General features: G+C 46.6%; 21 protein-coding genes. 10 read left to right on the top strand and 11 right to left on the bottom strand.

Translation table 11 applies throughout. The features are described from left to right. The first annotated feature begins 15 nt into the window (after positions 1-15). A complete protein-coding gene (locus ACN0UY_RS01150) occupies positions 16-1380 on the top strand; it encodes an alkaline phosphatase (RefSeq protein ID WP_417664991.1) in 1365 nt (454 codons plus the stop codon). Here the strand turns inward: ACN0UY_RS01150 and asnB are convergent. The 4 genes from asnB to ACN0UY_RS01130 all read right to left on the bottom strand — a co-directional run bounded on the left by asnB (position 1377) and on the right by ACN0UY_RS01130 (position 6500). Then, positions 1377-3392, bottom strand: a complete 2016-nt coding sequence (asnB, locus tag ACN0UY_RS01145) for an asparagine synthase (glutamine-hydrolyzing) (RefSeq protein WP_417664990.1) — start codon at positions 3390-3392, stop codon at positions 1377-1379. The two genes, ACN0UY_RS01150 and asnB, sit on opposite strands and share 4 nt — an antisense overlap. Positions 3393-3409: 17 nt before the next feature. After that, positions 3410-4474 (bottom strand): aspartate/ornithine carbamoyltransferase family protein, encoded by a 1065-nt coding sequence (locus ACN0UY_RS01140; protein ID WP_417664989.1) that lies wholly within the window; start codon positions 4472-4474, stop codon positions 3410-3412. 126 nt (positions 4475-4600) lie between these two features. Then, positions 4601-6028: a sodium:solute symporter family protein gene (locus tag ACN0UY_RS01135; RefSeq protein WP_417664988.1), complete on the bottom strand. Its 1428-nt coding sequence runs from the start codon at positions 6026-6028 to the stop codon at positions 4601-4603. Next, positions 6021-6500 (bottom strand): hypothetical protein, encoded by a 480-nt coding sequence (locus ACN0UY_RS01130; protein ID WP_417664987.1) that lies wholly within the window; start codon positions 6498-6500, stop codon positions 6021-6023. Before ACN0UY_RS01130 ends, ACN0UY_RS01135 begins: the two co-directional genes overlap by 8 nt. A gap of 96 nt (positions 6501-6596) precedes the next feature. Here ACN0UY_RS01130 and ACN0UY_RS01125 point away from each other — a divergent pair, with 96 nt between their 5' ends. After that, positions 6597-7013 carry a 2-amino-4-hydroxy-6-hydroxymethyldihydropteridine diphosphokinase gene (locus ACN0UY_RS01125; RefSeq protein ID WP_417664986.1) on the top strand — a complete coding sequence of 139 codons (417 nt, stop codon included), beginning with the start codon at positions 6597-6599 and terminating at the stop codon, positions 7011-7013. Next, a complete protein-coding gene (locus tag ACN0UY_RS01120; protein WP_417664985.1) occupies positions 7006-7719 on the top strand; it encodes an SDR family oxidoreductase in 714 nt (237 codons plus the stop codon). Before ACN0UY_RS01125 ends, ACN0UY_RS01120 begins: the two co-directional genes overlap by 8 nt. Here the strand turns inward: ACN0UY_RS01120 and acnA are convergent. Beyond that, on the bottom strand, positions 7716-10397 hold the full coding sequence (gene acnA, locus ACN0UY_RS01115; RefSeq protein WP_417664984.1) for an aconitate hydratase AcnA: 2682 nt from the start codon (positions 10395-10397) through the stop codon (positions 7716-7718). The genes ACN0UY_RS01120 and acnA overlap by 4 nt on opposite strands. Positions 10398-10631: 234 nt before the next feature. Here acnA and ACN0UY_RS01110 point away from each other — a divergent pair, with 234 nt between their 5' ends. Together ACN0UY_RS01110 and tesB are read left to right on the top strand one after the other, a co-directional pair. Beyond that, positions 10632-11528, top strand: coding sequence for a diguanylate cyclase domain-containing protein (locus ACN0UY_RS01110; RefSeq protein ID WP_417664983.1), 897 nt, complete (start codon positions 10632-10634; stop codon positions 11526-11528). A gap of 92 nt (positions 11529-11620) precedes the next feature. Continuing rightward, positions 11621-12493: an acyl-CoA thioesterase II gene (tesB, locus tag ACN0UY_RS01105; protein ID WP_417664982.1), complete on the top strand. Its 873-nt coding sequence runs from the start codon at positions 11621-11623 to the stop codon at positions 12491-12493. Here the strand turns inward: tesB and ACN0UY_RS01100 are convergent. After that, positions 12482-13726, bottom strand: a complete 1245-nt coding sequence (locus tag ACN0UY_RS01100; protein ID WP_417664981.1) for a NupC/NupG family nucleoside CNT transporter — start codon at positions 13724-13726, stop codon at positions 12482-12484. The genes tesB and ACN0UY_RS01100 overlap by 12 nt on opposite strands. A gap of 25 nt (positions 13727-13751) precedes the next feature. Continuing rightward, positions 13752-14384: a uridine kinase gene (gene udk, locus ACN0UY_RS01095; RefSeq protein ID WP_417664980.1), complete on the bottom strand. Its 633-nt coding sequence runs from the start codon at positions 14382-14384 to the stop codon at positions 13752-13754. A 193-nt stretch (positions 14385-14577) separates the two neighbouring features. On the opposite strand from udk, the gene ACN0UY_RS01090 reads away from it, so the two are divergent. The 4 genes from ACN0UY_RS01090 to ACN0UY_RS01075 all read left to right on the top strand — a co-directional run bounded on the left by ACN0UY_RS01090 (position 14578) and on the right by ACN0UY_RS01075 (position 21071). Continuing rightward, positions 14578-17355, top strand: coding sequence for a M16 family metallopeptidase (locus ACN0UY_RS01090; RefSeq protein ID WP_417664979.1), 2778 nt, complete (start codon positions 14578-14580; stop codon positions 17353-17355). Between the two features lie 123 nt (positions 17356-17478). After that, a complete protein-coding gene (locus ACN0UY_RS01085; protein WP_417664978.1) occupies positions 17479-18603 on the top strand; it encodes an S-(hydroxymethyl)glutathione dehydrogenase/class III alcohol dehydrogenase in 1125 nt (374 codons plus the stop codon). Further along, complete coding sequence (fghA, locus tag ACN0UY_RS01080) at positions 18596-19441, top strand: S-formylglutathione hydrolase (RefSeq protein WP_417665892.1); 846 nt, start codon at positions 18596-18598, stop codon at positions 19439-19441. Before ACN0UY_RS01085 ends, fghA begins: the two co-directional genes overlap by 8 nt. A gap of 106 nt (positions 19442-19547) precedes the next feature. Beyond that, positions 19548-21071 carry a putative bifunctional diguanylate cyclase/phosphodiesterase gene (locus ACN0UY_RS01075; RefSeq protein ID WP_417664977.1) on the top strand — a complete coding sequence of 508 codons (1524 nt, stop codon included), beginning with the start codon at positions 19548-19550 and terminating at the stop codon, positions 21069-21071. On the opposite strand, the gene ACN0UY_RS01070 is transcribed toward ACN0UY_RS01075, so the two are convergent. Both ACN0UY_RS01070 and ACN0UY_RS01065 read right to left on the bottom strand, forming a co-directional pair. After that, positions 21043-21960, bottom strand: a complete 918-nt coding sequence (locus tag ACN0UY_RS01070) for a diguanylate cyclase (protein WP_417664976.1) — start codon at positions 21958-21960, stop codon at positions 21043-21045. The genes ACN0UY_RS01075 and ACN0UY_RS01070 overlap by 29 nt on opposite strands. Beyond that, positions 21957-23297 carry a diguanylate cyclase domain-containing protein gene (locus tag ACN0UY_RS01065; protein WP_417664975.1) on the bottom strand — a complete coding sequence of 447 codons (1341 nt, stop codon included), beginning with the start codon at positions 23295-23297 and terminating at the stop codon, positions 21957-21959. Before ACN0UY_RS01065 ends, ACN0UY_RS01070 begins: the two co-directional genes overlap by 4 nt. A gap of 152 nt (positions 23298-23449) precedes the next feature. On the opposite strand from ACN0UY_RS01065, the gene ACN0UY_RS01060 reads away from it, so the two are divergent. Next, on the top strand, positions 23450-24805 hold the full coding sequence (locus ACN0UY_RS01060; protein ID WP_417664974.1) for a patatin-like phospholipase family protein: 1356 nt from the start codon (positions 23450-23452) through the stop codon (positions 24803-24805). A 15-nt stretch (positions 24806-24820) separates the two neighbouring features. On the opposite strand, the gene ACN0UY_RS01055 is transcribed toward ACN0UY_RS01060, so the two are convergent. Together ACN0UY_RS01055 and ACN0UY_RS01050 are read right to left on the bottom strand one after the other, a co-directional pair. Next, positions 24821-25831, bottom strand: a complete 1011-nt coding sequence (locus ACN0UY_RS01055; RefSeq protein ID WP_417664973.1) for a catalase — start codon at positions 25829-25831, stop codon at positions 24821-24823. Positions 25832-25906: 75 nt separating this feature from the next. After that, positions 25907-26050, bottom strand: coding sequence for a DUF3149 domain-containing protein (locus ACN0UY_RS01050; RefSeq protein WP_417664972.1), 144 nt, complete (start codon positions 26048-26050; stop codon positions 25907-25909). Positions 26051-26061: the final 11 nt, after the last annotated feature.

The raw sequence follows: 26061 nt of genomic DNA, 5'->3' as shown, positions 1-26061 counted from the left end.
AAATGGATAACATTTATGTTGTTACGTGTAACTACGGTCATGACGATGGCCACGCTCGTATTATCAGGTTGTGCCGCTAACTCAAATCCCGATAAACAAGAAGCCTCTGCGCAACCCAATTCAGCACCAAATATTATCTTTATGATTGGTGACGGCATGGGGTTTGAATATATTTCCGCTTATCGTTACGCCATGAGCGAGATTGGTTCTGAACATTTAGCATCGACGCCTTTTGACGACCTCTTGGTTGGCGCTGCAACTACCTATCCGGACGATAGCACTTGGGTTACCGATTCAGCCGCGAGTGCGACAGCGCTAGCCACTGGCCATAAGAGCTACAATGGTGCAATTGGCATCGATGCACAAAAACTACCGCAACAAACGCTCATGGAGCTAGCGCGTAGTAAAGGCTGGTCGACTGGCGCGGTTGCCACGGTGCAAGTTAACCACGCAACACCGGCAAGTTTCTTTACCCATCATCCATCGCGCAGCCTCTACAATGCCATTGCGGATTCCTATGCCCAGCAAGTCGCTGACGGCGGATGGAGTTTCGATGTCTTACTTGGCGGTGGTTACGACTATTTTAATCGTGACGACATGAATTGGCTGCCGCAGTTAGAGCAACAAGGCATGACTGTGGTCACGGAAATGGATCAGCTCGATGCGGTTCAAACAACACCCGTGCTAGGCTTGTTCGCCCCCACTGCACTGCCTTTTGCTATTGATGACGAACCAGAGCGCTTAGCCAACATGACCCAACACGCGCTTCGCACGCTAACGCACAAATCAGCACAAACCGGTAAACCGTTCGCATTGATGGTTGAAGGCAGTATGATTGATTGGTGTGGGCATGCGAATGATATTGCCTGTGCGGTGCATGAAATGGCTGACTTTGCCGCGGCCGTGCAAGTGGTGCGTGATTATATGCAGCAACATCCGAATACTTTGTTGGTGATTACAGCTGATCATTCCACCGGTGGCCTAACACTTGGGCAAGGTGGTGAGTATGCGTGGTATTCCGAGAAGGTGATGGGCATCAACCAGTCACTTGAAGTGATGGCGACTGCCCTGCTCGATTTACCCAAGTCGCAGTGGCGCGAATATTTAGCACCACGTTTAAACCTTGAGTTAACCGAGCAACAATGGCAACAAATCGAGGCAATTACCGTTAGCTCCGAATTGAAAGGTCGAAGCCGACTCGCTCCAATTCGTAACGTGTTGGTTCATATAATCAGCGAACACACCCGCACCGGGTGGACCACTACCGGACACACCGCTGTAGATGTTCCGGTAATGGCATCAGGCCCGGGCGCTGACGCGTTTAAAGGTTATATCGATAACACCGATATCGCCCAAGCCCTATTAAAGCTGGTGCGTTAAGCGCACCAGCCAAGCTCATTGGCCCGTTGTTGGGCCAATGCAGGCACATCGGTTTTAACAAAATGATGATGCAATATCTGCACGCCAAGCATATGGTTAATTACTGCATCGAGCTGCACTTTTTCATCAATCGGCACAGCATCAGACTCATGTTTTTCAAACGTACGCTGCACTTCAGCATAGTCCAGCAAACCCGCTTCTTTAACTGCTTTTTCTGACAAAAACTGTTCAGCCAGTTTTAACACTGCCTGCCATTTTTTCGGATCGGTATGCGCTGGAGGCGCCATAAACGCAAACTTCTCACGTTTGTACAAAATTTCCGGCAACAAGCCTTTCATGGCTTCACGTAGCACATATTTTTCCTTGTTGCCTTTAATGCGCAAGTGCGGTGGCACGGTAAAGGCATACTCGGCTAGGTGATGATCCAAAAATGGCGGCCGAGCTTCCATCGAATTCGCCATATCGACACGATCGCCGCCCCAGGTCAAAATCTGCCCTTCAAGCATGGTCTTTATCCAAACATATTGCGCTCTATCTAGCGGATGACGCCCTTTTAGCATCGCTTCATCCAAGGTGTCCGCAATTGCTTTACCCGCATCATAGTCATCGAGTTCCGCACGGCGTTCCTCATTGATTAACGGCAATGCTGTATCAGCACACGACAACCAAGGCTGCACGCAGCTCGGGGTAAAGCCCATCTTTGCGTTAAACGCGGCACTCACAAACTCTTCACGGGCCAACATGGCGCCCTTAAACAGCTTGTTATTTTTCTCCAGCAATTCCTGCCAGGCTTTACGTTCACTGTCGGGCAGATGATCGAGGCCATGTAAAAACATGTCTTTACGAAAAGCCGGATAGCCTGCAAACAGTTCGTCCGAACCTTCGCCCGTTAAAACTACTTTATAGCCCACATCATGCACCTGCTGGCTCATGAGGTACTTTGCCACGCCAAGCGTGTTGTAGATGGTGCGCTCCGTATGCCATATCGTTTTAACAAAGTGGTCATACAAATCATCAGCTTTCAATCGCATGATGTGATGATCAGCCCCGGTTGCTTCAGCCATTTCTTGCGCTATGGGGGTTTCATCATAGTCATTGGAATCAAAGCCGATGGTAAACGCTTTTACTGAGGTTTGCGTAGCCGCTGCCGATAGGCCCAAAATAGCGCAAGAATCAATTCCTCCGGACAAATAGCATCCTACGGGTACATCTGCGGTTAAACGGTGTTGAACCGCTTCTAGAAGGTGTTTACGCACACCGTCAATGTATTGCTGTTCATCAACATCATCACCGGGGTATTCATGTTCAAGTGGAAAGTTAACATCCCAGTATTTTTGCTCGCTGAGTTCAAGCTGGTCTGCCTTACGCACAACTTTCACCACATGCCCTGGCGCAACTTGTTTGATCCCTTCAAATGCGGTTGAGCCCGGCACCATCACTTGAATAAGTTGATGGTACAAACCTTCGGATGAAAACTTACGCTGCACCGCCGGATGCGCAAACAGCACCTTCAGCTCAGAACCAAATACCACACCCTCAGGTGTTTCGGTGTAATAAAGAGGTTTGATACCGAAGCGGTCACGCACCAAGTACATGGCATCTTGTTGGGTATCGTATAAGCCAAATGCGAACTCTCCACGTAAGTGCTTTAAAGTTTCGTCCAAGCCTTCACGTTCATACAAATGCAAAACGATTTCTGAATCGCTTTTGGTGCGAAACCGTGCGCCTCGCGCCGTCAAGTCAGCTCGGATTCGCTTGAAGTCATAAAATTCACCATTATGCGCTAGCAATAAGTTGCCGCTATCGTTCACAAATGGTTGGCGCGCACGATCTTCATCCAAATCAATAATCGATAAGCGCGCATGACTAAATCCAACACCGGAGTTTGGCATTACATGGTAACCAAACCCATCAGGGCCGCGATGGTGCATAATCGCTGCCATATTCACTAAGGTTTGCGGATCAGGCTGTTGGCCTGTATTACGATTAAAAATTCCTGCAATTCCACACATACTTCTGGGTCCTTGTTCTATACGACGTCAATGACACGCTCTGCACGTTCTACCATGCATGTCAGTAGGGCCATGCGTAAAAATACCGCACCGCGCGCTTGGCTGAAATACCAGTTGTGCGCAGTATGGTCGAGGTCTGTTGCGAGTTCTTCGCCCCGCGCTAGCGGGTGCAAAATAATTGCATTTTCTTTTAACGGTGAATTCGCGGTCAGGTGAAATGCACTGCCGTAGGTATTGAACGTATCGCCTTCCCAAGAAATCGCATTGATGTACACAACGTCAAGCGTCGGGAGTATCGACTCAAGTTCGGTACTGGTTGTGATTTTAATACCCCGCGCTTCCAATTTTTCGCGCTGCCCCGCACCAAATAAATCGGCCGTGCTCGCTTCATCATGAATAATCACCAACTCGTCAACTGCATGGGGAAACACTGACAAGCACTTTAAAAAACTGCGTACGGTACGCATTTTATTCGGAACCCCGATAACACCTATACGAATCTTGCTGTTATTGGCTGGGTCGACCAGTTCCGGTCGCCATTTAAAAATAGCGTACATATCTGACAACGCCTGCGTCGGATGCTCATCGGCGCCGTTGCCAGCATTAATAATTGGAATGCGTAAAGCGTCCATCATTTCAAATAGCGAACTTTCATGATTGTCGCGCAACACGACGCAGTCGCCGTAGTTGTTGAACATTTCTGCCACGTCAGCCAGGCATTCACCTTTAGCTATACCCGTGGTTGAGCGATCAGTAATCGACATAATGTCACCACCCAACCGATGCCACGCACTTTCAAACGAAAGTCGTGTGCGGGTACTTGGCTCATAAAAAGCACTAATTAAAATCTTATTTTGTAACGGAGAACTAAACCGCTTTGGATTGCTTTCGATTTTCGCCGCTAACCGAAACAGTTGTTTCATTGTGTCTTGATCAAATTGATCACCCGAAACAATATGCTGGTTCGCCAACTTAACCAAAAAGTCGCCGTCTTCCTGGATAACGCGTAGCAAGGCTTTCGGATGGGCATCGCCATACACGTCGGGCCGCTCACGTTCAAATGAGACATCATTCACATTCATAAGTGTGTTACCAAAGTTGTTTAGAAAATAAATCTTTAAGCCATAGCGTAAGTAAAATTACTGGCGCTATCGCTGCTAAAATTAAGCAAATCATCACCAAGGCACTAAAGCCGGTTAAACCAAGCATTACGATGACTCCTGTAATAACTGCCAGTCAAAACGCTGTTTACTGCGCCATAGTCCAACAGCGCAGACGATTGCAGAAATGATGCAAGACGTTAGTGCAGCAACGTAGAACCCAATCGCAAAGTAACCCACTAGGCCCAACACTGTGCCGCTCGCCATTGCCAACGCCGCGTAACGACCGCATAACTTCGGTTGGTATAACCCCAGCACAATTGGAAAGATCGTGCTGGCAACAAAAGCGCCGGCAAAATTTAAAAGCGCGCCCAACGTTGCAATCTGAGGCAAACAGAACACCCAAGTAACAACACCAATTCCGGCAATGCAGTACCGATTAAAACGGAATAAATCGCGATCTTTCGCAGTTGGACGTAATTTCTTATGGTAAATGTCGCGTGTTACCAAGTCAGATGTCGCAGCCAGCAATGAATCAAGGCTAGACGCTAACGCGGAAAAAACCACAATAAAGACAACAATAGCACCAACCTTACCGAGCACTTCAGCGGCCACCATGGGTCCCACCATATCGGCACTGGGCGGGAAAATTCCAAGTTGGGGAGCAGCTAAGGCAATGAACCCAGTTACAATAGGTATGGGCAACCATAAAAAGCCACCCAGTAAGAATGCTTTGAATGCTACTTTACCCTTAAACGCAAGTGCCCGTGACCACCAGACGTTTGAATGAAAAATTTCACCCAAGCCAAAGAAAATATTGTTGAAAAGAAACATCACCGCGGCTGGAAATAACAAATCCAAAAGTTTCGGGTGATTATTTGTCAGTTCGCCGTGGATGCTTTCTAAGCTAACCGTATCAATTAAGAACCACGCAATAGCCACTACACCAACAATAATAATCAAGGCTTGAATAAAGTCGGTGGCGATAACGGCACGTAACCCGCCAAACAAGGTATACCCAACGCAGATGATAAGAATTGCGGTCATGCCAATATGGTAATCAAGCCCACTTAACGCTTGCAGTAGAATACCGCCAGCCATGCCTAAGCTGATTAACCAGCCAAACGCATAAACCACCGAGATAATGATAAACACCCACCATGCACCTTGACCAAAGCGTAAGCGGATAAAATCACCCGAGGTGTAACCATTGGGCATTAACCGCTTTATTCGCGCAGCCAGCGGCGCAAATAAGATTAATCCAAGCGCGGCAAAGGAATAGCCAACCATACCCCAAATGCCAAATTGATAAGTTAGTTGCGGTGCTACTAGGGTGGTATTACTGGTCACCCAAGTTGCCATTGCGGTTGCGGCAGCAAGAGCAAAACCAACATTACGCCCCGCTAGAGCAAAGTCTTCATGAGTTTTATTCGAGCGCCCTAAGTACCACCCAAACACAATCCAAATTAGGCCAAAAATAACCACCAAGGCCAATCCGAGCGAACTATTGAGGGCAAAGTCTGTTGTTTCAGTCATCGTTGCGACTCCGTTGATGGTTGGTCCATATGAGTCCAGCAAGAAAAATGAATACGACTAATCCGACCGAAAATAGTCCAATGGCTTGCCATAACGGATAGTGATCCACGCGCACTTTTACAACGTTACTTAACTGAGTTGAGTTAGCTTGGGGATGGCTGTCACTGCGTAAACGGAAAAAATGTTCGCCGTTACTAAACCCTGACAAGGTCATGCGATCAAAATCACCGAACCACGGATAGGTCCGCACTACCTTGGTGAATTTGGGGTCAGTCGAATACTCGACCCATAAAGCTTGGCGTGGTGCGTCAGAGAGTTTTAATACAAAATAGCCTTCGCGACTTTCAGAGGGGGCTGACAGCACCGGCAATTCGCCTTGTGCCGATAAAACATAGGCAGAGGCGGGTCGCGCATTCAGCGTGATCAACAAAAACAGAGCGATGTATACTGCGAACCTAATTAGGTTTGGCACTATTCCTTCCTGTAGCCCTTTGTGTCTAGGCTACCAAGTGAGGAAAATCATTTCAACTTAAGGTATGCTCACAATCACTGCAGTTTAGGGAATGTTATGCCTCAAATTTATTTGTGTACGATGGGTGCAAACCTCGCGCCCGAAACAAACTTTGCCAAAGCGCGTGAACAAATCGCACGATATGGCCGCGCGCATTATTCGCGTGCGATATATACGCGCCCAGTGGCGATGAAAAGTGATTTAGATTTCTTAAACGCATTGTTTTTGCTTGAGACTGACCTTGATTCTGATACTTTAAAACTGCACTTTAACGCCATAGAAATTAATCTAGGCCGCGACCGAAAAGACCCCTTAAGTAGCCAAAAAGACCGCCCAATGGATATAGATATTTTGGGGAGTCTTACGCATAAAGATATCTGGCAGCTCGTGCCAAGTTACCTTGAATCAGTTATTCCAACGTTAAAACCTATGGCAAACAATCTGCAGCAACAATTGGACTTCCAGCATGACTAATTCTACAAAAACAGTTCTTATTACTGGCGCAGGCCGTCGCTTTGGACTTGCACTCGCGCACGCCATGCTGGATGAAGGTTATCAAGTCATTGCGCACTACAACACGTCAAAAGACGGTGTTGCTGAATTAGAAAGCCGTGGTGCTGTTTCCGTGCAGGCTAACCTAGCCGACCTAGCGCAAGTACATCAGCTCATTGATTCAGTGCAACAGCGCGTTTCGCAACTCGATTTATTGGTAAACAACGCGTCGTGTTTTTTCGAAAACGCGCGCATTGACGCAAGTGACGAAAACTTAACGGCCGTGTTGAATGTGCACACGGCAGCGCCCTACTTGCTGATCAATCGTCTCCACAAACAATTAGCTGCGACAAATGGCAATGTCATTAATATTACAGATATTTATGTAGACAGCCCGTCGACTGATTATGTTGCTTACTGTGCGGCAAAAGCCGGTCTTGCCAGCCTTACATTGTCCTTTGCCAAAAAATTAGCCCCAGCTGTGCGCGTTAACGCAATTCAGCCAGGGCCTATTCTTTTTCTACCAGAGCACGACAGCGCTCACCGCCAAAAAGTGTTAGCTGAGACGCCGCTCAACATTGAAGGCGGATTGGAGCCAATGATTGCAACGGTGCGTTTTTTACGCGACAACCCGTTCATCACTGGCGAATCCATCAAAGTCGACGGCGGCCGAGCACTAACAATTTAGGCCGCTAACATCTGCCGCAGCACATAGTGCAAGATACCACCGCTGCGGTAGTACTCCAGTTCATTACCAGTATCAATACGGCATTTCACGTCGAACGTAACGGTTGAACCGTCTGCCTTTTTGGCATGCACCTTCAGCAACTGCCCAGGTTTCAGGTCATCGTTAAGTCCGGTGATACTAATTTGCTCATCACCTGTTAAGCCATGAGCTTGCACGCCTTCACCATCGGTAAATTGCAGCGGTAAGACGCCCATACCTACCAAGTTTGAGCGATGAATACGTTCAAAACTTTCAGCAATCACCGCTTTTACGCCCAATAGTGTAGTGCCCTTAGCAGCCCAGTCACGACTTGAACCCGTGCCATATTCCTTACCCGCAAGCACCACCAATGGCATGCCTTCTTGCTGATACTGCATGGCGGCATCATAAATAGGCATTTCTTTGCCGCTTGGTACATGGCGCGTAAAGCCACCTTCAACACCATCTAACATTTGGTTTTTAATACGAATATTGGCGAAAGTACCACGCATCATAACTTCATGATTACCGCGTCGTGAACCGTAGGAGTTGAATTCGTCAACGGGCACACCATTTTCTTGCAGATATTTGCCTGCTGGCGAGTCCGGCTTAATGGAGCCCGCTGGCGAAATGTGATCCGTCGTGATCGAGTCCGCAAATACCGCCAGCACACGGGCATCTTTTAAGTCACTCAAAGCAGGCAGTGGCTTGTCGATACCGATGAAATATGGTGGATTCTTGACGTAGGTCGAATCATCGCTCCAGCTATAGGTTTCTCCTTCACCAACTGGAATCGCACGCCATTCTTCGTCACCTTTAAATACTTCGCCGTACTCCTTGCTGAACATTGCGCCGTCAACAAACCGCACCGCATCTGCAATTTCTTTATTGCTTGGCCAAATATCTTTCAGAAACACTGGATTGCCTTGCTTGTCAGTGCCAATCGCATCTTTAGTCAGGTCAATACGTGTGGTACCGGCCAAGGCATAAGCAACAACTAAAGGCGGCGACGCAAGCCAGTTGGCTTTTACGTCCTGATGAATACGGCCTTCAAAGTTGCGGTTACCAGAGAGCACCGATGACACGGTGAGATTACCCTCGCGAATTGCATCAGTGATTTCATCAGGCAAAGGTCCCGAGTTGCCAATACACGTGGTGCAACCGTACCCAACCAAGTTAAATCCTAATTTATCTAAATACTGGGTTAACTCCGCTTTGGCTAAGTAATCTGTGACAACCTTGGAGCCTGGTGCCAATGACGATTTTACCCAAGGTTTTCGGTTTAGGCCCTTTTCAAGAGCTTTTTTAGCAATTAAACCAGCAGCCATCATGACGCTTGGGTTCGACGTGTTGGTACACGACGTAATTGCAGCAATGACCACATCGCCATGCGATAACTCAAAGTCCTTGCCCTTCACAGCAATACTTTTTTCTTTTTCATCTGACTGACCGTTGGTTTCTAAAAACAAATCAAAGGCCGAACCTAATTGTGCCATCGCCACGCGGTCTTGCGGGCGCTTCGGACCTGCCAGTGATGCTTCCACTGTGCTCAAATCAAGTTCCAACGAATCTGTAAACACTGGCTCTTGGTCAGAGTCACGCCACATACCTTGGGCTTTCGAATAGGCTTCAACCAAATCGATTGTATCTTGGTCACGACCTGACAGCTCAAGATAACGAAGTGTTTCTTGGTCAACAGGGAAGAAGCCGCAAGTAGCACCGTATTCTGGTGCCATGTTACCGATAGTTGCCCTGTCCGCTAATGGCAAGTTATCGAGACCTGGGCCATAGAACTCAACGAATTTACCAACCACACCATGCTTACGCAGCATCTGAGTTACCGTTAGTACTAAGTCGGTAGCTGTTAGCCCTTCAGCCAGCTTGCCTGTCATACGGAAACCAACCACTTCAGGAATCAGCATCGAAACTGGCTGACCCAACATGGCCGCTTCAGCTTCAATGCCGCCAACACCCCAACCCAATACACCCAAACCGTTAATCATGGTGGTGTGCGAATCGGTACCTACCAAGGTGTCAGGCATCACATAGGTTTTACCGTCTTGATCTTTAGTCCACGCCACTTTGGCTAAGTATTCTAAATTCACTTGGTGACAAATACCGGTGCCAGGCGGTACCACGCGGAAGTTTTCAAAGGCATTTTGGCCCCAACGCAAAAATTGGTAGCGCTCAAAATTGCGCTCCATTTCAATTTTAACATTCTGTTTAAACGCTTCCGGCGTGGCGTATTTATCCACCATAACCGAGTGGTCAATGACCAAATCGACGGCTGACAGCGGGTTGATTTGATTTGGGTTCTGCCCTGCTTTTGCAACGGCATCGCGCATTGCGGCTAAATCAACCACCGCAGGTACCCCAGTAAAGTCCTGCATCAGTACACGCGCAGGACGGTATTGAATTTCACGATCAGATTTTTTGTGTTTAAGCCATTTAGCGACGGCTTCAATATCCGTGTGGGTTACGGTACTGCCATCTTCGTTGCGCAGCAGATTTTCGAGTAATACTTTCATCGATGTCGGCAATTTATTAACGTCACCGATACCTTTCAAATGCTCGGCAGCTTTAGGGAGGCTGTGATAATGATAGGTTTTGCCATTTACTTCTAATGTGCTTAACGTTTTCAAGCTGTCGGTGCTCGACATAGCTTAACTCCTTTTTCAAACGATACATGCTCTAAGCTTAGACACAAAATAGTGGTTCAGCCATAGCGCCAATTTATATTCACTATGGGTATTGTGGAAGCAAAGATCAACCAAGTAACGTATTGATACATCATAATATTGATCAGAAAAACTGACATTTGAATGCCACTATTCGTAAATTTCGTCTGGCATGGTATAACAGAGTGTCTACTGTAATGGGAACCACAAATCAGCATGCCACATCGAAAACTAGAGGCCTTTGAGGCGCTTGGACAATACATGGATTTACTGTTGGACGCCATTTGTGTGGTTAATCCCGACGGCGAATTTATTTACGTCAGCGCTGGTGCTGAACGTGTTTTCGGTTACAAGCCTGAAGAAATGATCGGTCAATCGATGTTTGCGTTCATGCACCCAGATGACCACGAGCGCACCCGTTTAACCGCCGCCGAAATTATGAGTGGTGCCGGTAAAGTTGATTTTGAAAATCGTTACATTCGTAAAAATGGCGACTTAGCGACCATATTGTGGTCTGCTCGTTACTCGCCTAATGACGATATTCGTATTGCTGTTGCGCGCGACATCACGGCGCAACGGCGCGTTGAAATTGAACGGCAGCAATTGTTTGACCGTTTGGAGCGTCTTGCGTTGTACGATCCTCTGACCCAACTACCGAACCGCAATTACTTTTACCAACGAACCATTCAGGCGCTAACACTGCATAGCGATATTGGTGTTGTGTACATTGATTTGAACCATTTCAAAGAAATCAACGACCAATATGGGCATGCCATTGGCGATCAGGTATTACATGCGGCTGCCCAACGCCTACTCAAATCGGTACGCAGTCATGATACGGTTGCTCGCATTGGCGGTGATGAGTTTGTCCTGTTACTTGAGCGGGTGCAAACTGCTGAGGACGCTCATAAAATCGCAGAAAAGATTTTGGCGGCCTTCGATGCTCCCATCGAACTAACGAGCTGTTCCAACCAGTTTCAAGTTGGTGCCAGTATTGGCATTGCACTCTCCACTCGTCATGGCTGCGATATTGAGCTGTTATTGCTGCAAGCAGACAATGCGATGTACAAAGCCAAGCAGCAGCGCGATAAAAACATTGTTATCGCCTCGTAAAGTGACTCTTGTGTACGTCAAACGAGGCCTTATAATAGCGCTGATCAGACCAGATAGGGTCGTTAAGTGATGAATGATTCGAAGGAACAACAATGAGCCAGGTATTGGACGATCTACTCAACTTATTAAAGCTAGAAACCATTGAACAGGGCCTTTATCGCGGCCAAAGCCAAGACTTAGGTTTTGGTGCTGTGTTTGGCGGGCAGGTTATTGGACAGGCTCTATCTGCAGCAAAAGAAACCTTACCCGAAGACCGCAAAGTGCATTCACTGCACACCTACTTTTTGCGACCTGGTGATGCGCATAAACCAATTGTTTATGATGTCGAAAACATTCGCGACGGCAAGAGCTTCTCTACGCGCCGTGTGCAAGCCATTCAATTCGGCAAGCCCATCTTTTATATGACCGCGTCATTTCAAATTGAAGAACCTGGCTTTGAGCATCAAGACACCATGCCGGACGTTCCAGGGCCTGAAGGTTTAGTTTCTGATATTGATATCTATCGCGAGCACGCTGAACTTATTCCGGAATCAATCCGCAATAAGTTTATTTCTGAAAAGCCCATAGAAATGCGCTTTGTAACGGCTAATAATCCATTTAAACCAAAGATTGATGCGCCGCGACGCTATGTTTGGTTACGCGCCAACGGCGACATGCCCAATGACTCGCGCGTGCATAAATATTTGTTGGCTTATGCGTCAGACTTCAATTTCTTGCCAACAGCCTTGCAGCCGCATGGATTCAGCTTTGCGCAACCTAACATCCAAATGGCAACCATTGACCATTCCATGTGGTTTCATAAAGATTTCCGCATGGACGATTGGTTGCTCTATGCGATTGATAGCCCAGTGGCAACGGGTGCGCGCGGCTTGGTGCGCGGCCAAATATTTAGCCGCGACGGCACGTTAGTTGCGTCCACCATGCAAGAAGGTGTGGTACGCAAACACGAACGTTTAACCAAGTGAGAAAAAGAAGCCCGCGATAGCCGCACTCATCATGTTCGCAAGGGTTGCAGCAAGTAATGCTTTCATCCCTAAACGCGCAATATCATGACGGCGGCTAGGCGCCATTCCACCGAGTCCACCCAGTAAAATAGCAATCGACGAGAAGTTCGCAAAGCCACACAGCACAAAGGTTATAATTACTTGACTATGCATACTCAATTGGTCTTTGTAGTTAACGAAGTCGAGATACGCCACAAATTCGTTAATAACCAGTTTTTGACCAATAAAACTACCCGCCAGTTGTGCTTCATCCCAACTTACACCTAAGACATAAGCAACCGGCTGAAAGATATAACCGAACAATTGTTGTAAGGATAAATCCGGATAGCCAAACCAGCCCCCAACCCAACCAAATAAACCGTTAATCAATGCAATTAAAGCAACAAAGGCAATCAACATGGCGCCAACATTTATAGCCAGCTGAACACCGCTTGAAGCGCCCGAAGCTGCCGCATCAATAACGTTAACTGCACGGTCTTCAACTTCTACAGCATCATTATTATCACCGGTTGAACCGGCGATAATATTTTCAATATCTTCACGCGGCTTTTCAATTTCAGGGATAATCATTTTAGCCATGAGCAGGCCCGCTGGAGCCGCCATGAAGCTTGCTGCAATCAGGTACTTCAACTCAACGCCTACACCCGCATAACCGGCAAGTACTGAGCCTGATACCGAAGCCATACCGCCAACCATTACCGCGAACAGCTCAGAACGCGTCATACTCGCAATAAACGGGCGAACCATCATTGGCGCTTCAGTTTGACCAACAAATACGTTCGCAGCAGCGGACATCGACTCTGGACGACTGCTGCCGATAATTTTTTGTAGCGAGCCACCGAGAATCCGAATAATCCATTTCATAATGCCGAGGTAATAAAGTACGGAGATTAATGATGAGAAAAAAACAATAACGCTAAGCACCTGAATAGCAAATACAAAGCCAAATTCAGCGGAGGCTAAGCCACCGAACATGAATTGGATACCTGCATTGGTAAAGGCAATAATCTTTGCGACGCCAGATGCCACAGCAAACAAAACGTCTTGCCCGAAAGGCACATACAACACAAAAGCCCCAAGAATAACTTGAAAGGCAAAAGCGCCGCCTACGGTTCGCCATCGAATCTGCTTGCGATTGGATGAAAAGGCATAAGCAACCAATAAAATGATGGCGATTCCAAGAAAACTATTCATAAATTATAAGCCGTTATTGTTTTTGTTATTCCGCCAATAATTGACGAATTTTCGATTTGATCAAGTCGATTGCAATTTCATTCTGACCACCTCGTGTTACCACAAGATCAGCAAATTGCTTCGACGGAAGAATAAATTCAAAAAATGCCGGACGCACAGTTTCTTGATATTGCTCAGCAACAGATTGAATGGTACGCCCCCGCTCTTCAACATCCCGGGTCATACGCCGCAATAAGCAAACGTCCAACGGTGTATCCATAAATACTGAAATATCGAATAACTGTCGTAATTTTGGATCGTGGAGCAGCAATATGCCTTCCACCATAATCACTTTGCCGGGGTTAATTTTTATCGTGTCTTGCAATCGCGTATGCGTTTTATAGCTATATTGCGGCATTTCAACAGGCTCGCCACGGCGTAATTGCTCTAAATGTTGTACCAGCAATTCATGTTCAAAAGCCGACGGGTGATCATAGTTTGTTAACTGACGCTGTTCAAAGCTCATATGACTTTGATCGCGGTAATAAGCATCTTCTGCAAGAATCGCAATACCATGCCCGCCTAACTCAGCGACCAATTCCTGATAAACGGTTGATGCGAATAAGCTCTTACCTGATGCTGATGCGCCAGCAATGGCGATTATGGTTGTTTTTCCCACACTTAACTTCTTTCAGTTGCCCGACAACAGGCGGCAATTATCATCGATTAGGCGGCTAATTGGAAGTATTGTAAACCCCTGACCAATCTTGTTACATTTTGTCACTAACAAAACATGTTCCTATTTCACAAGCTTCGCTATGATGACTTTCGTTACAATTTCATAACGCAATAAAAAATACGGGAACATGAATATGTTATTTCGTCACACTCTTACGGCAGTTGCCGTTGCCTCTGTTCTACTTGCGGGTTGTCAAAGCACCGCTGAACAAACAAGCCAATCAACAATAGCTGCGCAACAGCTGCCTGCAGTTAACATTGATTATCAAAGTTTCACGCTCGACAATGGCTTACGTGTTGTTGTGCATGAAGATCGCAAAGCACCAATCGTTGCAGTTAACGTTTGGTATGCGGTCGGTTCTAAAGATGAGAGCGAAGGCCAAACTGGTTTCGCACATCTATTTGAACATTTGATGTTTAACGGTACTGAGAACTACGACGACGAATATTTCGGCCCGTTTGAGCGCGCTGGCGCAACGGATATGAACGGCACCACCAATAGCGATCGTACTAATTACTTCCAAAACGTCCCAACGCCGGCTCTCGACATGGCTTTGTGGATGGAATCTGACCGCATGGGCCACTTGCTTGGTGCAGTGACTCAAGAGAAACTTGATGAGCAGCGCGGCGTTGTGCAAAACGAAAAACGTCAAGGCGAAGCGCAACCGTACGGTCGTGTATTTGGCTATTTAGCTGAACAAACCTTCCCTGAAGGTCACCCATATTCGTGGTCGGTTATTGGCTCAATGGAAGATTTGAATGCAGCGTCACTAGACGACGTGCATCAGTGGTTTAACGATTATTATGGTGCAGCGAATGCCGTTGTTGTTTTAGCTGGTGATATCGATGTAGAAACTGCCAAGGCAAAAATGGAAAAGTACTTCGGTCACATAGCTCCAGGCAAACCATTACAGAAACTGGAAAGCTGGGTTGCTAAGCGCACTGGCACGAAGCGTGCAACCATGGAAGACAATGTTCCTGCCTCGCGTGTTTATAAATTATGGAACACCGCGGAAATGGGCACGGCTGATTCTACTTACTTACAACTGCTAACCAATATTTTAGCCAGCGGCAAGAACTCACGTTTGTATCAGCGGTTAGTGCACGAAGAACAGATTGCCAGCATGGTGTCAGGCTTCCAGTACGAACGTACCTTGGCAGGCCAGTTCTTTGTCATTGCGGACGCGAAGCCAGGTGTTGAACTGGAGCGTATCGAGGCAGTTATTGATGAAGAGCTTGCTAAAATTATTGCTGAGGGCCCTACTGCCGAAGAATTAGCGCGCGTTAAATTCTCTGAAGTTGCAAATTACATCCGTGGTATTGAGCGTATTGGCGGCTTTGGTGGTAAATCAGATTTACTTGCTGCTGGTGAAGTTTATCAGGGCGATCCAGGCTTTTATGAAACCGCTTTTGAGCAACTCCGCAACGCAACACCACGTGATCTGCAAGCTGTTGCACAGCGCTGGTTAAGCGACGGTGCTTTTGTTTTGAACGTAGTTCCGCAACCGAAATTCACCACAGCCGAAGCGCAAGCTGACCGCTCTGAGTTACCTAAGGTTGGCGACTTACCGAAACTAGAGCTACCAGCTCTTAGCACGTTCACCTTGTCTAACGGCCTTGAAGTTGCTTTGGCTGAACGTCATGACGTTCCAACAGTGCAAATGGCACTGGTGTTTGACAGTGGCTATGCGTCAGATTTCGGTGGTAAAGTCGGTACTGCCAGCTTTGCGATGAGCATGTTACGTGAAGGCACCAGTAGCCGCACGTCGCAAGATATAGCTGAACAATTGGAAAGCTTAGGCACCAATCTATCAACCAGCGCTAGCATTGATTCTTCGCGGGTTTCTATGGACAGCTTAGTTTCAAACTTAGCACCAAGCCTTGATATCTTTGCAGACGTTATCGAAAATGCAGCATTTGCAACCGACGAAATTGAGCGTAAGCGTGGCAACTGGATAGAAAGCATCAAGAAAGAAAAAGCGTCACCGACCAGCCAAGCAATTCGTATTTTGCCTGGACTAATCTTCGGTGAAAAACACGCCTATGGCGTTCCATTGACAGGTTCAGGTACCGAACAGTCAATTACCTCGCTTTCGCGCGAAGACTTAATCAGCTACCGCGATACTTGGTTACGTCCAGATAACGCTCGCTTAGTGATTGTTGGTGCAACAACCGAGGCAGAAATTAAACCTCTGCTTGAGGAAGCTTTGAATGATTGGCAAGCACCTGCCACACCAAAGCCCACCAAGCAATTCACTACTTTAGCCAAGCAAGAAAGCCCACGTGTGTTTATCATTGATCAGCCAGGAACCCCTCAGTCAACAATTCTAGCGGGCCATTTAGCACCGTCTGATCGTGTTGAAAATGCAGACGTTCTGGATGTAACCAATACCATTTTAGGTGGCAGTTTCACTAGCCGTATGAACATGAACCTGCGTGAAGATAAAGGTTGGTCATACGGTGCTCGCACCATTTGGGCTGGTTACGATCAAGCCGGTATGTTCTTTACTTTGGCGCCAGTACAAACTGATAAAACCAAAGAATCCATTCAAGAAATCTTGAAAGAATTGAACCAATACCAGACTAATAAACCGGCAACGGCTGCTGAACTTGAAAAAGTTCAAATGAACAAGACCGCTAAATTGCCAGGCGCTTACGAAACCAAAGCAGCGTTGTTAAGCGCGGTTGTGGATACGTTAGGCAAAGGCAAAGATATGCAGTGGCTGGAAACCTATGGTGAACGTGTCAATGCAATCGATGTCGAAGATGTGCAAAATACCGCAACATCATTCATTGATACCGAAAGCTTAACTTGGGTCATCATTGGTGATGCAGCCCAAATAGCTGACGACGTGCGTTCACTAAACCTCGGTGAAGTGACCATGCTCGACAGCGATGGTAACCCACTGTAATTGTTTATTCTGCATGTAAGTGTATTAGCCGCTCTTAGGAGCGGCTTTTTTTTGAGCTTTTTCCAATTTATGTGCGTAGCAGTTACACTAAGCTCTCAACACTGAACCATAAAGGAAGTAACTATGGAAATGATCAAAACACGTGCGGCAGTTGCATGGGCTCCAGGCGAGCCGCTATCAATTGAAGAAGTTGATCTGATGCCACCCCAGAAAGGTGAAGTTTTGGTGCGCATCGTCGCAACGGGTGTTTGTCATACAGATGCCTACACATTATCAGGCGCTGACCCTGAAGGCGTATTCCCCGCCATTCTCGGGCATGAAGGCGGTGGTATTGTAGAAGCGGTCGGTGAAGGTGTTACTTCAGTGGAAGTTGGCGACCATGTTATTCCTCTTTACACACCAGAATGTGGTGAGTGTAAATTTTGCACATCAGGTAAAACAAACCTCTGCCAAGCGATTCGTAGCACCCAAGGCAAAGGCCTGATGCCAGATGGCACCACCCGCTTTTCTAAGAATGGCAAACCCATTTACCATTACATGGGTACCTCAACTTTTGCAGAACATACGGTTGTGCCAGAAATAGCTCTTGCTAAAGTGAGCAAAGAAGCCCCACTCGAAGAAGTGTGTCTATTAGGTTGTGGTGTCACCACCGGTATGGGTGCAGTCATGAATACTGCCAAAGTACAGCCGGGTGACACTGTTGCCGTTTTCGGGTTAGGAGGTATCGGGCTTTCAGTCATCATTGGTGCCGTTATGGCCAAAGCCAGCCGTATTATCGCAGTCGATATTAATGAATCTAAGTTTGATATTGCCAAGCAGCTGGGTGCAACTGAGTGCATCAACCCCAACGATTATGACAAGCCCATTCAAGAAGTTATTGTCGACATGACCGACGGTGGCGTCGATTTTTCTTTTGAATGTATTGGCAACGTAAAAGTAATGCGCTCAGCTTTAGAGTGCTGTCACAAAGGCTGGGGCGAATCGGTAATCATTGGTGTTGCCGGTGCCGGTGAAGAAATTTCAACCCGTCCATTCCAATTGGTCACAGGCCGTGTATGGCGTGGCAGTGCGTTTGGTGGCGTTAAAGGCCGCAGCCAATTACCCGATTACGTGCAACGCTACCTTGACGGTGAATTTAAATTGAGTACGTTTATTACCCACACTATGGGCTTAGACGATATTAACAAGGCGTTTGACCTCATGCATGAAGGTAAATCGATTCGTTCGGTTATTCATTATGATAAATAAGATTAACGAAACCAAGGCATTTGGCGGGCGCCAAATTCGTTTTGAGCACAGTTCAAACACGCTGAATTGCACCATGCAGTTCAGTGTGTTTTTACCACCTCAGGCGGAAACCAGCAAAGTTCCGGCCCTTTATTGGCTATCAGGCTTAACCTGTACCGATGAGAACTTTAGCAGCAAAGCTGGTGCCCAACGCGTTGCCGCTGAGTTGGGTATTGCGCTAATTATTCCAGACACAAGCCCCCGCGGTGAAGATGTTCCTGATGACAGCGATGGCGCCTATGACTTTGGCCTCGGGGCTGGCTTCTATGTCAATGCAACCCAGCAACCGTGGGCCAAAAATTATCGCATGTATGACTACATCGTTGATGAACTGCGAGAACTGGTCGAAAGTGAGCTGCCATTAAGCAATGAACGCAGTATCAGTGGTCATTCAATGGGTGGACACGGTGCCTTAGTCATGGCACTACGCAACCCCAGCCTTTATCGCAGTGTGTCAGCATTTTCTCCTATTTGTCACCCTAGTCAGTGCCCGTGGGGAGAAAAGGCTTTCAGTGGCTATTTAGGCAATGATAAGCAAGCGTGGTTGGACTATGACGCCACCGAACTATTGCTTAAGCTAAAACAGTCACCTCCACTACTTGTATCCCAAGGCGAGGCTGATAATTTCCTAGCGGAACAGTTGCGCCCAGATGATCTGGCCGCGGCTATTCGTCAAACCGGTGTGCACGGAACCATTAAGCGCGTTGAAGGATATGACCATAGCTATTATTTCATCGCCAGCTTTATTGAAGAACACGTGCGTTTTCACGCCAAGTATCTCGTTAACTCATTAAACTAAAACGAAAATAAAACTGGTCAAAAAATCTGCTCCTTGCTAAGGTGAAATTTACCCATTTCGGTCGTTTACCGAATACTATGCGAGTTAACCCGACAAGGAGCAGTTTATGTCACCACGTCGAACTGCCGCCGCCATTGCATTTCTCTATCTCATACTTGGCTATGTCTGGATTAGTTTTTCAGATCGCTTTGTCTTAACCTTGGCTGCTGAGTCGCATTATCTAACCGAGCTACAAACCTACAAAGGTTGGGCTTACGTTACCGTGACAGCAATTTTGCTGTATCTACTTGCACACAGGGCGCTGCAGCGCGAGCGTAACTTATCGGAACGCGATGGCTTAACTTTATTGTTAAATCGCCACATGTTCGAACGTGAACTTCAAAGCGAACTAACCTACGCCGATGACAACGAACAAAATTTAATTGTTATTATTTTCAACATTGATGGATTCAAACAAATCAACAGCCATGTGAATCTAGAGGCCGGTGATAAGTTCCTGATTGCGGTTGCTGGTGTCTTAAAGGAATCGTGCCATCAGCAGCAGGCATTAATTGCGCGCTTTGGCGGCGACGAATTTGCCCTCGCCCTGCCAGACGCCCGTTGGCCGGATGCTGCGCTGCCGTTGTTGCAAAAAATACAGCACCGAATTAATCAACTGCGTGTTGCGGAAATTCCCGAACTTAGTTTCACATCCAGCGCAGGTATTGCATTGTATCCGCGCGATGGGCTTAGCGCTGAAAAGTTAATTGATGCATCAACTCTCGCACTGGATGAGGCTAAAACAAACGAACGTGGAAGTTATAAGCTTTTTAATGCGGAGCTAAGCCAAGTAATGTCAAGCCGAGCTCGGCTGTTGCTTGACTTAAAATTGGCCCTTGATCACAACGAGCTAACCGTTGTCTATCAACCTCAATTTTGTAGTCGAGAAAACCGCATGACGGGTGTCGAGGTTCTCGTTCGGTGGCATCATCCTGAGCGTGGAATGATTCCGCCGAGTGAATTTATCCCGTTAGCTGAGCAACATGGCTTAATTTGCGGTATTACGGACTTTGTAATGCGCACCGCGATACATGAGCTGACACAAACCGGCCTCTTATATCGTGATATCCAACGCGTATCCTTTAATGTTTCCGCAGCTGATTTTAACGGCGAAGAAAGCTGTGAGCGCTTTATTGCAAACCTTTCTGAACTACCTGGTGATTGGTCCGTCATTGAATTGGAGCTGACTGAAAGCGCAGCCTTGTTGAATTTGGAAGGGGTTAAACAGGTTCTGAGTGTACTAAATCAAAGAGGTGTGCAGGTATCACTGGATGATTTTGGTACAGGCTATTCTTCGTTGAACACCTTGCGCTTGCTGCCAATTCAAGAAGTAAAAATCGATCAAAGCTTTGTCCGAGATATCATGCAAAATAAGCAGGATGCCAAGCTGGTTCGCACTATTCTGGCTATGGCAAAGGCTTTAGACTTAAGGGTAGTTGCTGAAGGTGTTGAAACGCACGCACAAGCGAATTACTTAATGAGTGCCGGTTGCGAAGAGCTGCAGGGGTTTCTGTATGCCCGCCCAATGGCGATTGATAATTTAATTACCTTTATTGGTAATCTCAAACAGCAGAAACGTGCGCAATCTTAATCTGATTTTTGCCCTTCTGCTTCGCTTCGTACATGGCCTTATCTGCAACCCGCAATATGCTGGCTACATCATAACTAAGATTGGCATCGCCGCAATGGCATACCCCCATCGAAAGCGTAACAGGCCAATGATGTTCTGCAAATTCCTGCACTAGCATTTTGCGCACGCGTTCCAGCACATGCATAGCGTCTTCGAGCGAAGCGCCAGGATGGATCGTAGCAAACTCATCGCCGCCAACGCGTGCGACCAAATCGCTCGCGCGGCAACCGGCCTTAACCACGTGGGCAACTTGTTGCAACACCTCATCACCGATTTCGTGACCATAGGTGTCATTAATGATTTTAAAATCGTCTAAATCAATGAAACAAACAGCAAACTGTCGCTCTTGGGTACGCAATAATTCAATATCGCGCTCTAATTCTTCTACAAATGCACGGCGATTGGCGAGCCCGGTCAGGTGATCAGTAAGCGCCAACACGCGTTCTTGCTCCAATTCACGGCGAATCTTATCCTCTGTCAGTTTACTTGACGTGGAATCACGTACAAAAGCAATGGCGAATGGTTCGCCGTCAAACTCGACATGGCTTAACATGATTTCCACGTGAAGCATGGTGCCGTCATTGCGCCGGCCCAAAAACTCAAAACCTTTACCCATCGGCCGATTTTCAGCACGACTAAAAAAGCCTGCAACGTGCTTTTCATGAGTGACATGAGACGATTCGGGTAACAAAATATCCAGTTTTTTCCCTACTAGCTCACGGCGTTGCTGATAGCCAAACATAGTCACAAGCATACTGTTGACCAGAACCAATTCACTGGAACGATTGATAATAAGCGCGGCATCAGGGATTACTTCAAGCAATTCGGCTATGGTGCGGTGTGTCTTCATGATTTCCGTTTATTTTTATACATCTTACTATCAGCACTGTGAATCAGTGCATCTAATGTTTTTCCGTTGGCTGGGAACAGCGCATAACCTAAACTCGCGGATACATTGATGTCCTCTGACTTATAACGAATTGGCGCCGCGATAACTTCAGCTAATTTTTCACATTGCTGTGCAACAACTTGTTCATTGTCGATACCCATCAACACAACCAAAAATTCATCACCACCAATACGGGCCACAGTGTCCGTTGCGCGGGTGTGAGTCAGCATGCGTTGTGCCAACGATTTTAACACCAAATCCCCTGCTTGATGACCAAAATCATCATTAATTCGTTTAAACCGATCGATATCAATCACAACTACTGCAAACGGCGTCGGATGCCGATCATACAGTTGAACTAAGGTTTGCAGTCGCTCCATAACCATGCGGCGATTGGAAACATTGGTCAGTGGATCAAGCATCGCTTCGCCGTATGATGTTCGGTACCAAACAAACAATGTAAAAAGCATAATATATAAAGCGATAACATAAGGGTATCCGATTAATCGAACTCGCTGACGTTCCCATAGGCCACCTTTTTGGCTGGCTTCCGCAGCCAAAGCAATTATCCAGTAACCATTTGGAAAACGTACCCGTTCCTTAAAATCAGCATTATCGAAAACACCTTGTGTGCCCAAGAACACGTCGCCATCAGCGCCTTTACCGTCGCGCCCTTGCAACGCGATTTTGTACTTTTCCATGAGCGCATCAATACCAACTGCTTGAAACAATACATTGATATCAATTACGACGGCAACCACTCCCCAGTATTTATCGATACCATTTTCGTGACTGAAAATTGGAATTCGATAGATAACACCCTGCCCGCCTTGCAGCAAGTTAACGGGGCCAGCCAAGATAGCTTTTTGGGTTTCCTGAGCAAGCTGAACAACTTCACGCTGTTCTGGAATTTCGTCATAGTTATACCCGATAATGATCTCATTGCCAGTTAACGGATAAACGAAAGAAATAATATTATTGGGTGCTATGGCAAGGTTACGTATGATGGGATTGTCGTCAACTACGGTTTGAGCAGGACCATGCCAGTCTGCACTATCGCTGTTTGGATGAGATGTTAGATAACTTGCTACGCCCCAAGCGCCGTAGATTGCGGCATTAAGTTCAGATTCAAGGTCGGCTCGCAGTGCCGTAAACTCAGATTGTAATTCGCTAAGCTGTTGATCTCGCACGCGATCTTTATTAAGAGCGTGAAAGTACTCAACTGCAATTAAAGCCAGCAGTAACGAACTGAGCACCGCAATAATAAAAGCAATTCTTCGCGCTTTCGTGGTGAACACATAGACTCCAAAAAAAAATCACTGACACCCCACTAAACATATACGAATGGAGATTATTCGCAACTTAAAACTTACAATACAAAGTAGCCGTGACTGGAATAATTCATTTAGCGACTTTACACTGAATGCATTCAAATTTTTTAGGAAACTACATGGAACTCAAAGATGCAACGTTTATTGCATTGATATTAGTTGGCATTCCTGGCTGTGCTACATATGGTTCTATCGATAATCAATCTCAGACTGAGCACGTTACGCCACATAATTACTCCCTAGCCAATTATACTGCGGAACACTCTCGTTCAGATGACATCACTATTGTACTGGCATTTTCAGGCGGCGGCAGCCGTGCTGCTGCATTGTCCTACGGGGTTCTGGAAGGTTTGCGCGATACGAAGTTGCATTTAGGCAACCGCGAAGTCCGGCTCCTAGACGAGGTTGACCTTATTACATCTGTGTCAGGTGGAAGCTTTACAGCTGCCTATTACGGCTTATATGGTGATGAAATATTCACCAATTTTGAAGGCGATTTTCTGCGCCGCGATTACGTTTCGGAATGGCTTGATGGTATTGCCAGCCCACTACTTTGGTTTTCTAATCAGGGGCGAACTGACATCGCCACCCGTATTTATGAGGAACGCCTATTTAAAGGAGCAACCTTTTCTGACTTAAATCAGCGTAACGGCCCTTTAGTACTCATCAATGCGTCAGACCTTGGCGGCGGAGTGCGTTTTTCGTTTGTACAAGAATATTTCGATTTACTCTGTTCTAATATTGCTTCATATCCAATCGCTCGGGCTGTAACAGCGTCTTCAGCCGTGCCTGTAATGCTCAATCCCGTTGTTTTGAAAAATCATAAAGGCTGCTATAACCCAGCCCAGAACTACTTGGAAAAATTGGATGAAAAACAAATTAAAGAAGCAAAATTGTCACCGCACTTAATCGACACCTTGCAAGCACTTCGCAGTTATAAAGACCGAGACGAGCGTAAATTTATTCATCTCGTTGACGGTGGCATTACAGATAACCTTGGGTTGATGGCGTTTTATGAATTAGTCGAAATTGGCGGTGGTATCGCTAACTTTATGGAAACTATTGGCAGTAGACCTTCAAAGCGTCTTGTCATTATTTCTATCAACGCATCGACCAAGCCACGTTATAACATTGAACACACCAACCGAATAGCAGATATTGAGCCGATAATCAGCGCCGTCACCGACACACAATTACATCGCTATAATTCGGCAACTATCAGTTTAATACGCCGTAGCATGGAACGCTGGTCAGAAGAGCTTTCGACGTATTGGGAACCAATCGAGCCATTCTTTATAGAAATAAGCTTTGACGGTATTAAAGAAGAGCAGCGCCGCGTGTTTTTTAATCAAATACCGACGAACTTATCGTTAAGTAAAGAGCAAGCAGACGAGTTGATTAGAGCAGGTGTTGAGCTCTTGCAGCACAACACCGAGTTCCAACGTCTATTGAATGACCTTGAGGGCGACGAGTAGTAAATGCCAACAAATCTACTGATTACTTAATCGTTTGCCAAACGAAATTGCATAAGCTGCTGAGCGAATCGGTAACACCGGATCGTCGCTGGGCTGAATTCCTGGCGCAACGCGGTTGGGATCAAAATTAATCGGCGTACAGGCATCGCCACCAACCTGAGTAATTGTTACGCGACCTACATTTACTTTTTCACGATCGTTCGGCCACAGTATTGATGGGTCATTGGTTGGGTCATTCTCTTGACCAATTGTCCATTCCCAAGCAAAACTTATCTGTCCCTCTTCCTCCAAACGCTTCTCAAGACGTTCAACGAGAAAACTTGACGGCAGCGACTCAATATCATGCTCGGTTAAGTACTCGTGACCACCATCAGGAACTAGCTGCCACCGAAACTTTTCACGTTGTTGGTCATGTGTATTTGCCCAAAACGCATGAATGCCATAATAATCAGTACTGGTGTATTCCGCCGAAGGCGTGCGTCCTTTATTCCATTCTATTGAGCGCAGCATTGACGGATTTGCTTGAAAATACTTTTCTAAATCTTCACGCGTGGCTTCGCCGCGCATCAGTTTGACATTCCATTGTAGTAAGCCCAAAAAGTGATTCGGTGTGCTCCCGGAAAATAACGGTGACGTTAAACCTGCGAGTGTATGTTTCTGATTGTTAGCAAGATCAAATTGAATACCAATCCCGCGTGGGCCCTTACGCTCATCAGCTTCAGGATTGCCTCCTCCCATCGAAAACCGGATTGTTACGGGCAACGACACGTTATCGAATAATGGCGACGCGAAACGCTTCTGTGCTTCATCCGTTGGCGTAAAAATACCTGCCGCGCAAACACCTCTAGCATGCCCCTTGCGAACACCGGGGTGTTCGCCATTCAACTCTTTAAATACCGCAATAAAGTCTTGTGCGGTTGCCGATGCAGGCACTGCGTAGCGATTTTCATCTTGTTGGAATGCCAGCACTGATGTGCTCGTTAATGCGGTCATTACAGACAATAGAGCAGTGAGTCGATATTTCATGGGTTATCTCAATTATTAAAATGGAAAAATTCTAACCCAATGTTACGTGCGCTATCACTCTGTCGATCAACGTGATTACTGATTTTGATTGGATTCTTCTGCTGTTGCCTTTTTTATAAAGAAAACAGCATAGAAAACACACATTCCAATCACGATTGCTAATCCGCTGAACGAAAAAAAGATAACTGGGTCAGTAAAGAGCTCGCGTAACAGGTTCATAACCTTACTCC

This window comes from Pseudidiomarina sp. (assembly GCF_048268165.1).
Classification (GTDB): domain Bacteria; phylum Pseudomonadota; class Gammaproteobacteria; order Enterobacterales; family Alteromonadaceae; genus Pseudidiomarina.
The sequence above is the reverse complement of the archived record's forward strand: the minus strand, read 5'-3'. Positions and strand labels throughout refer to the sequence as shown.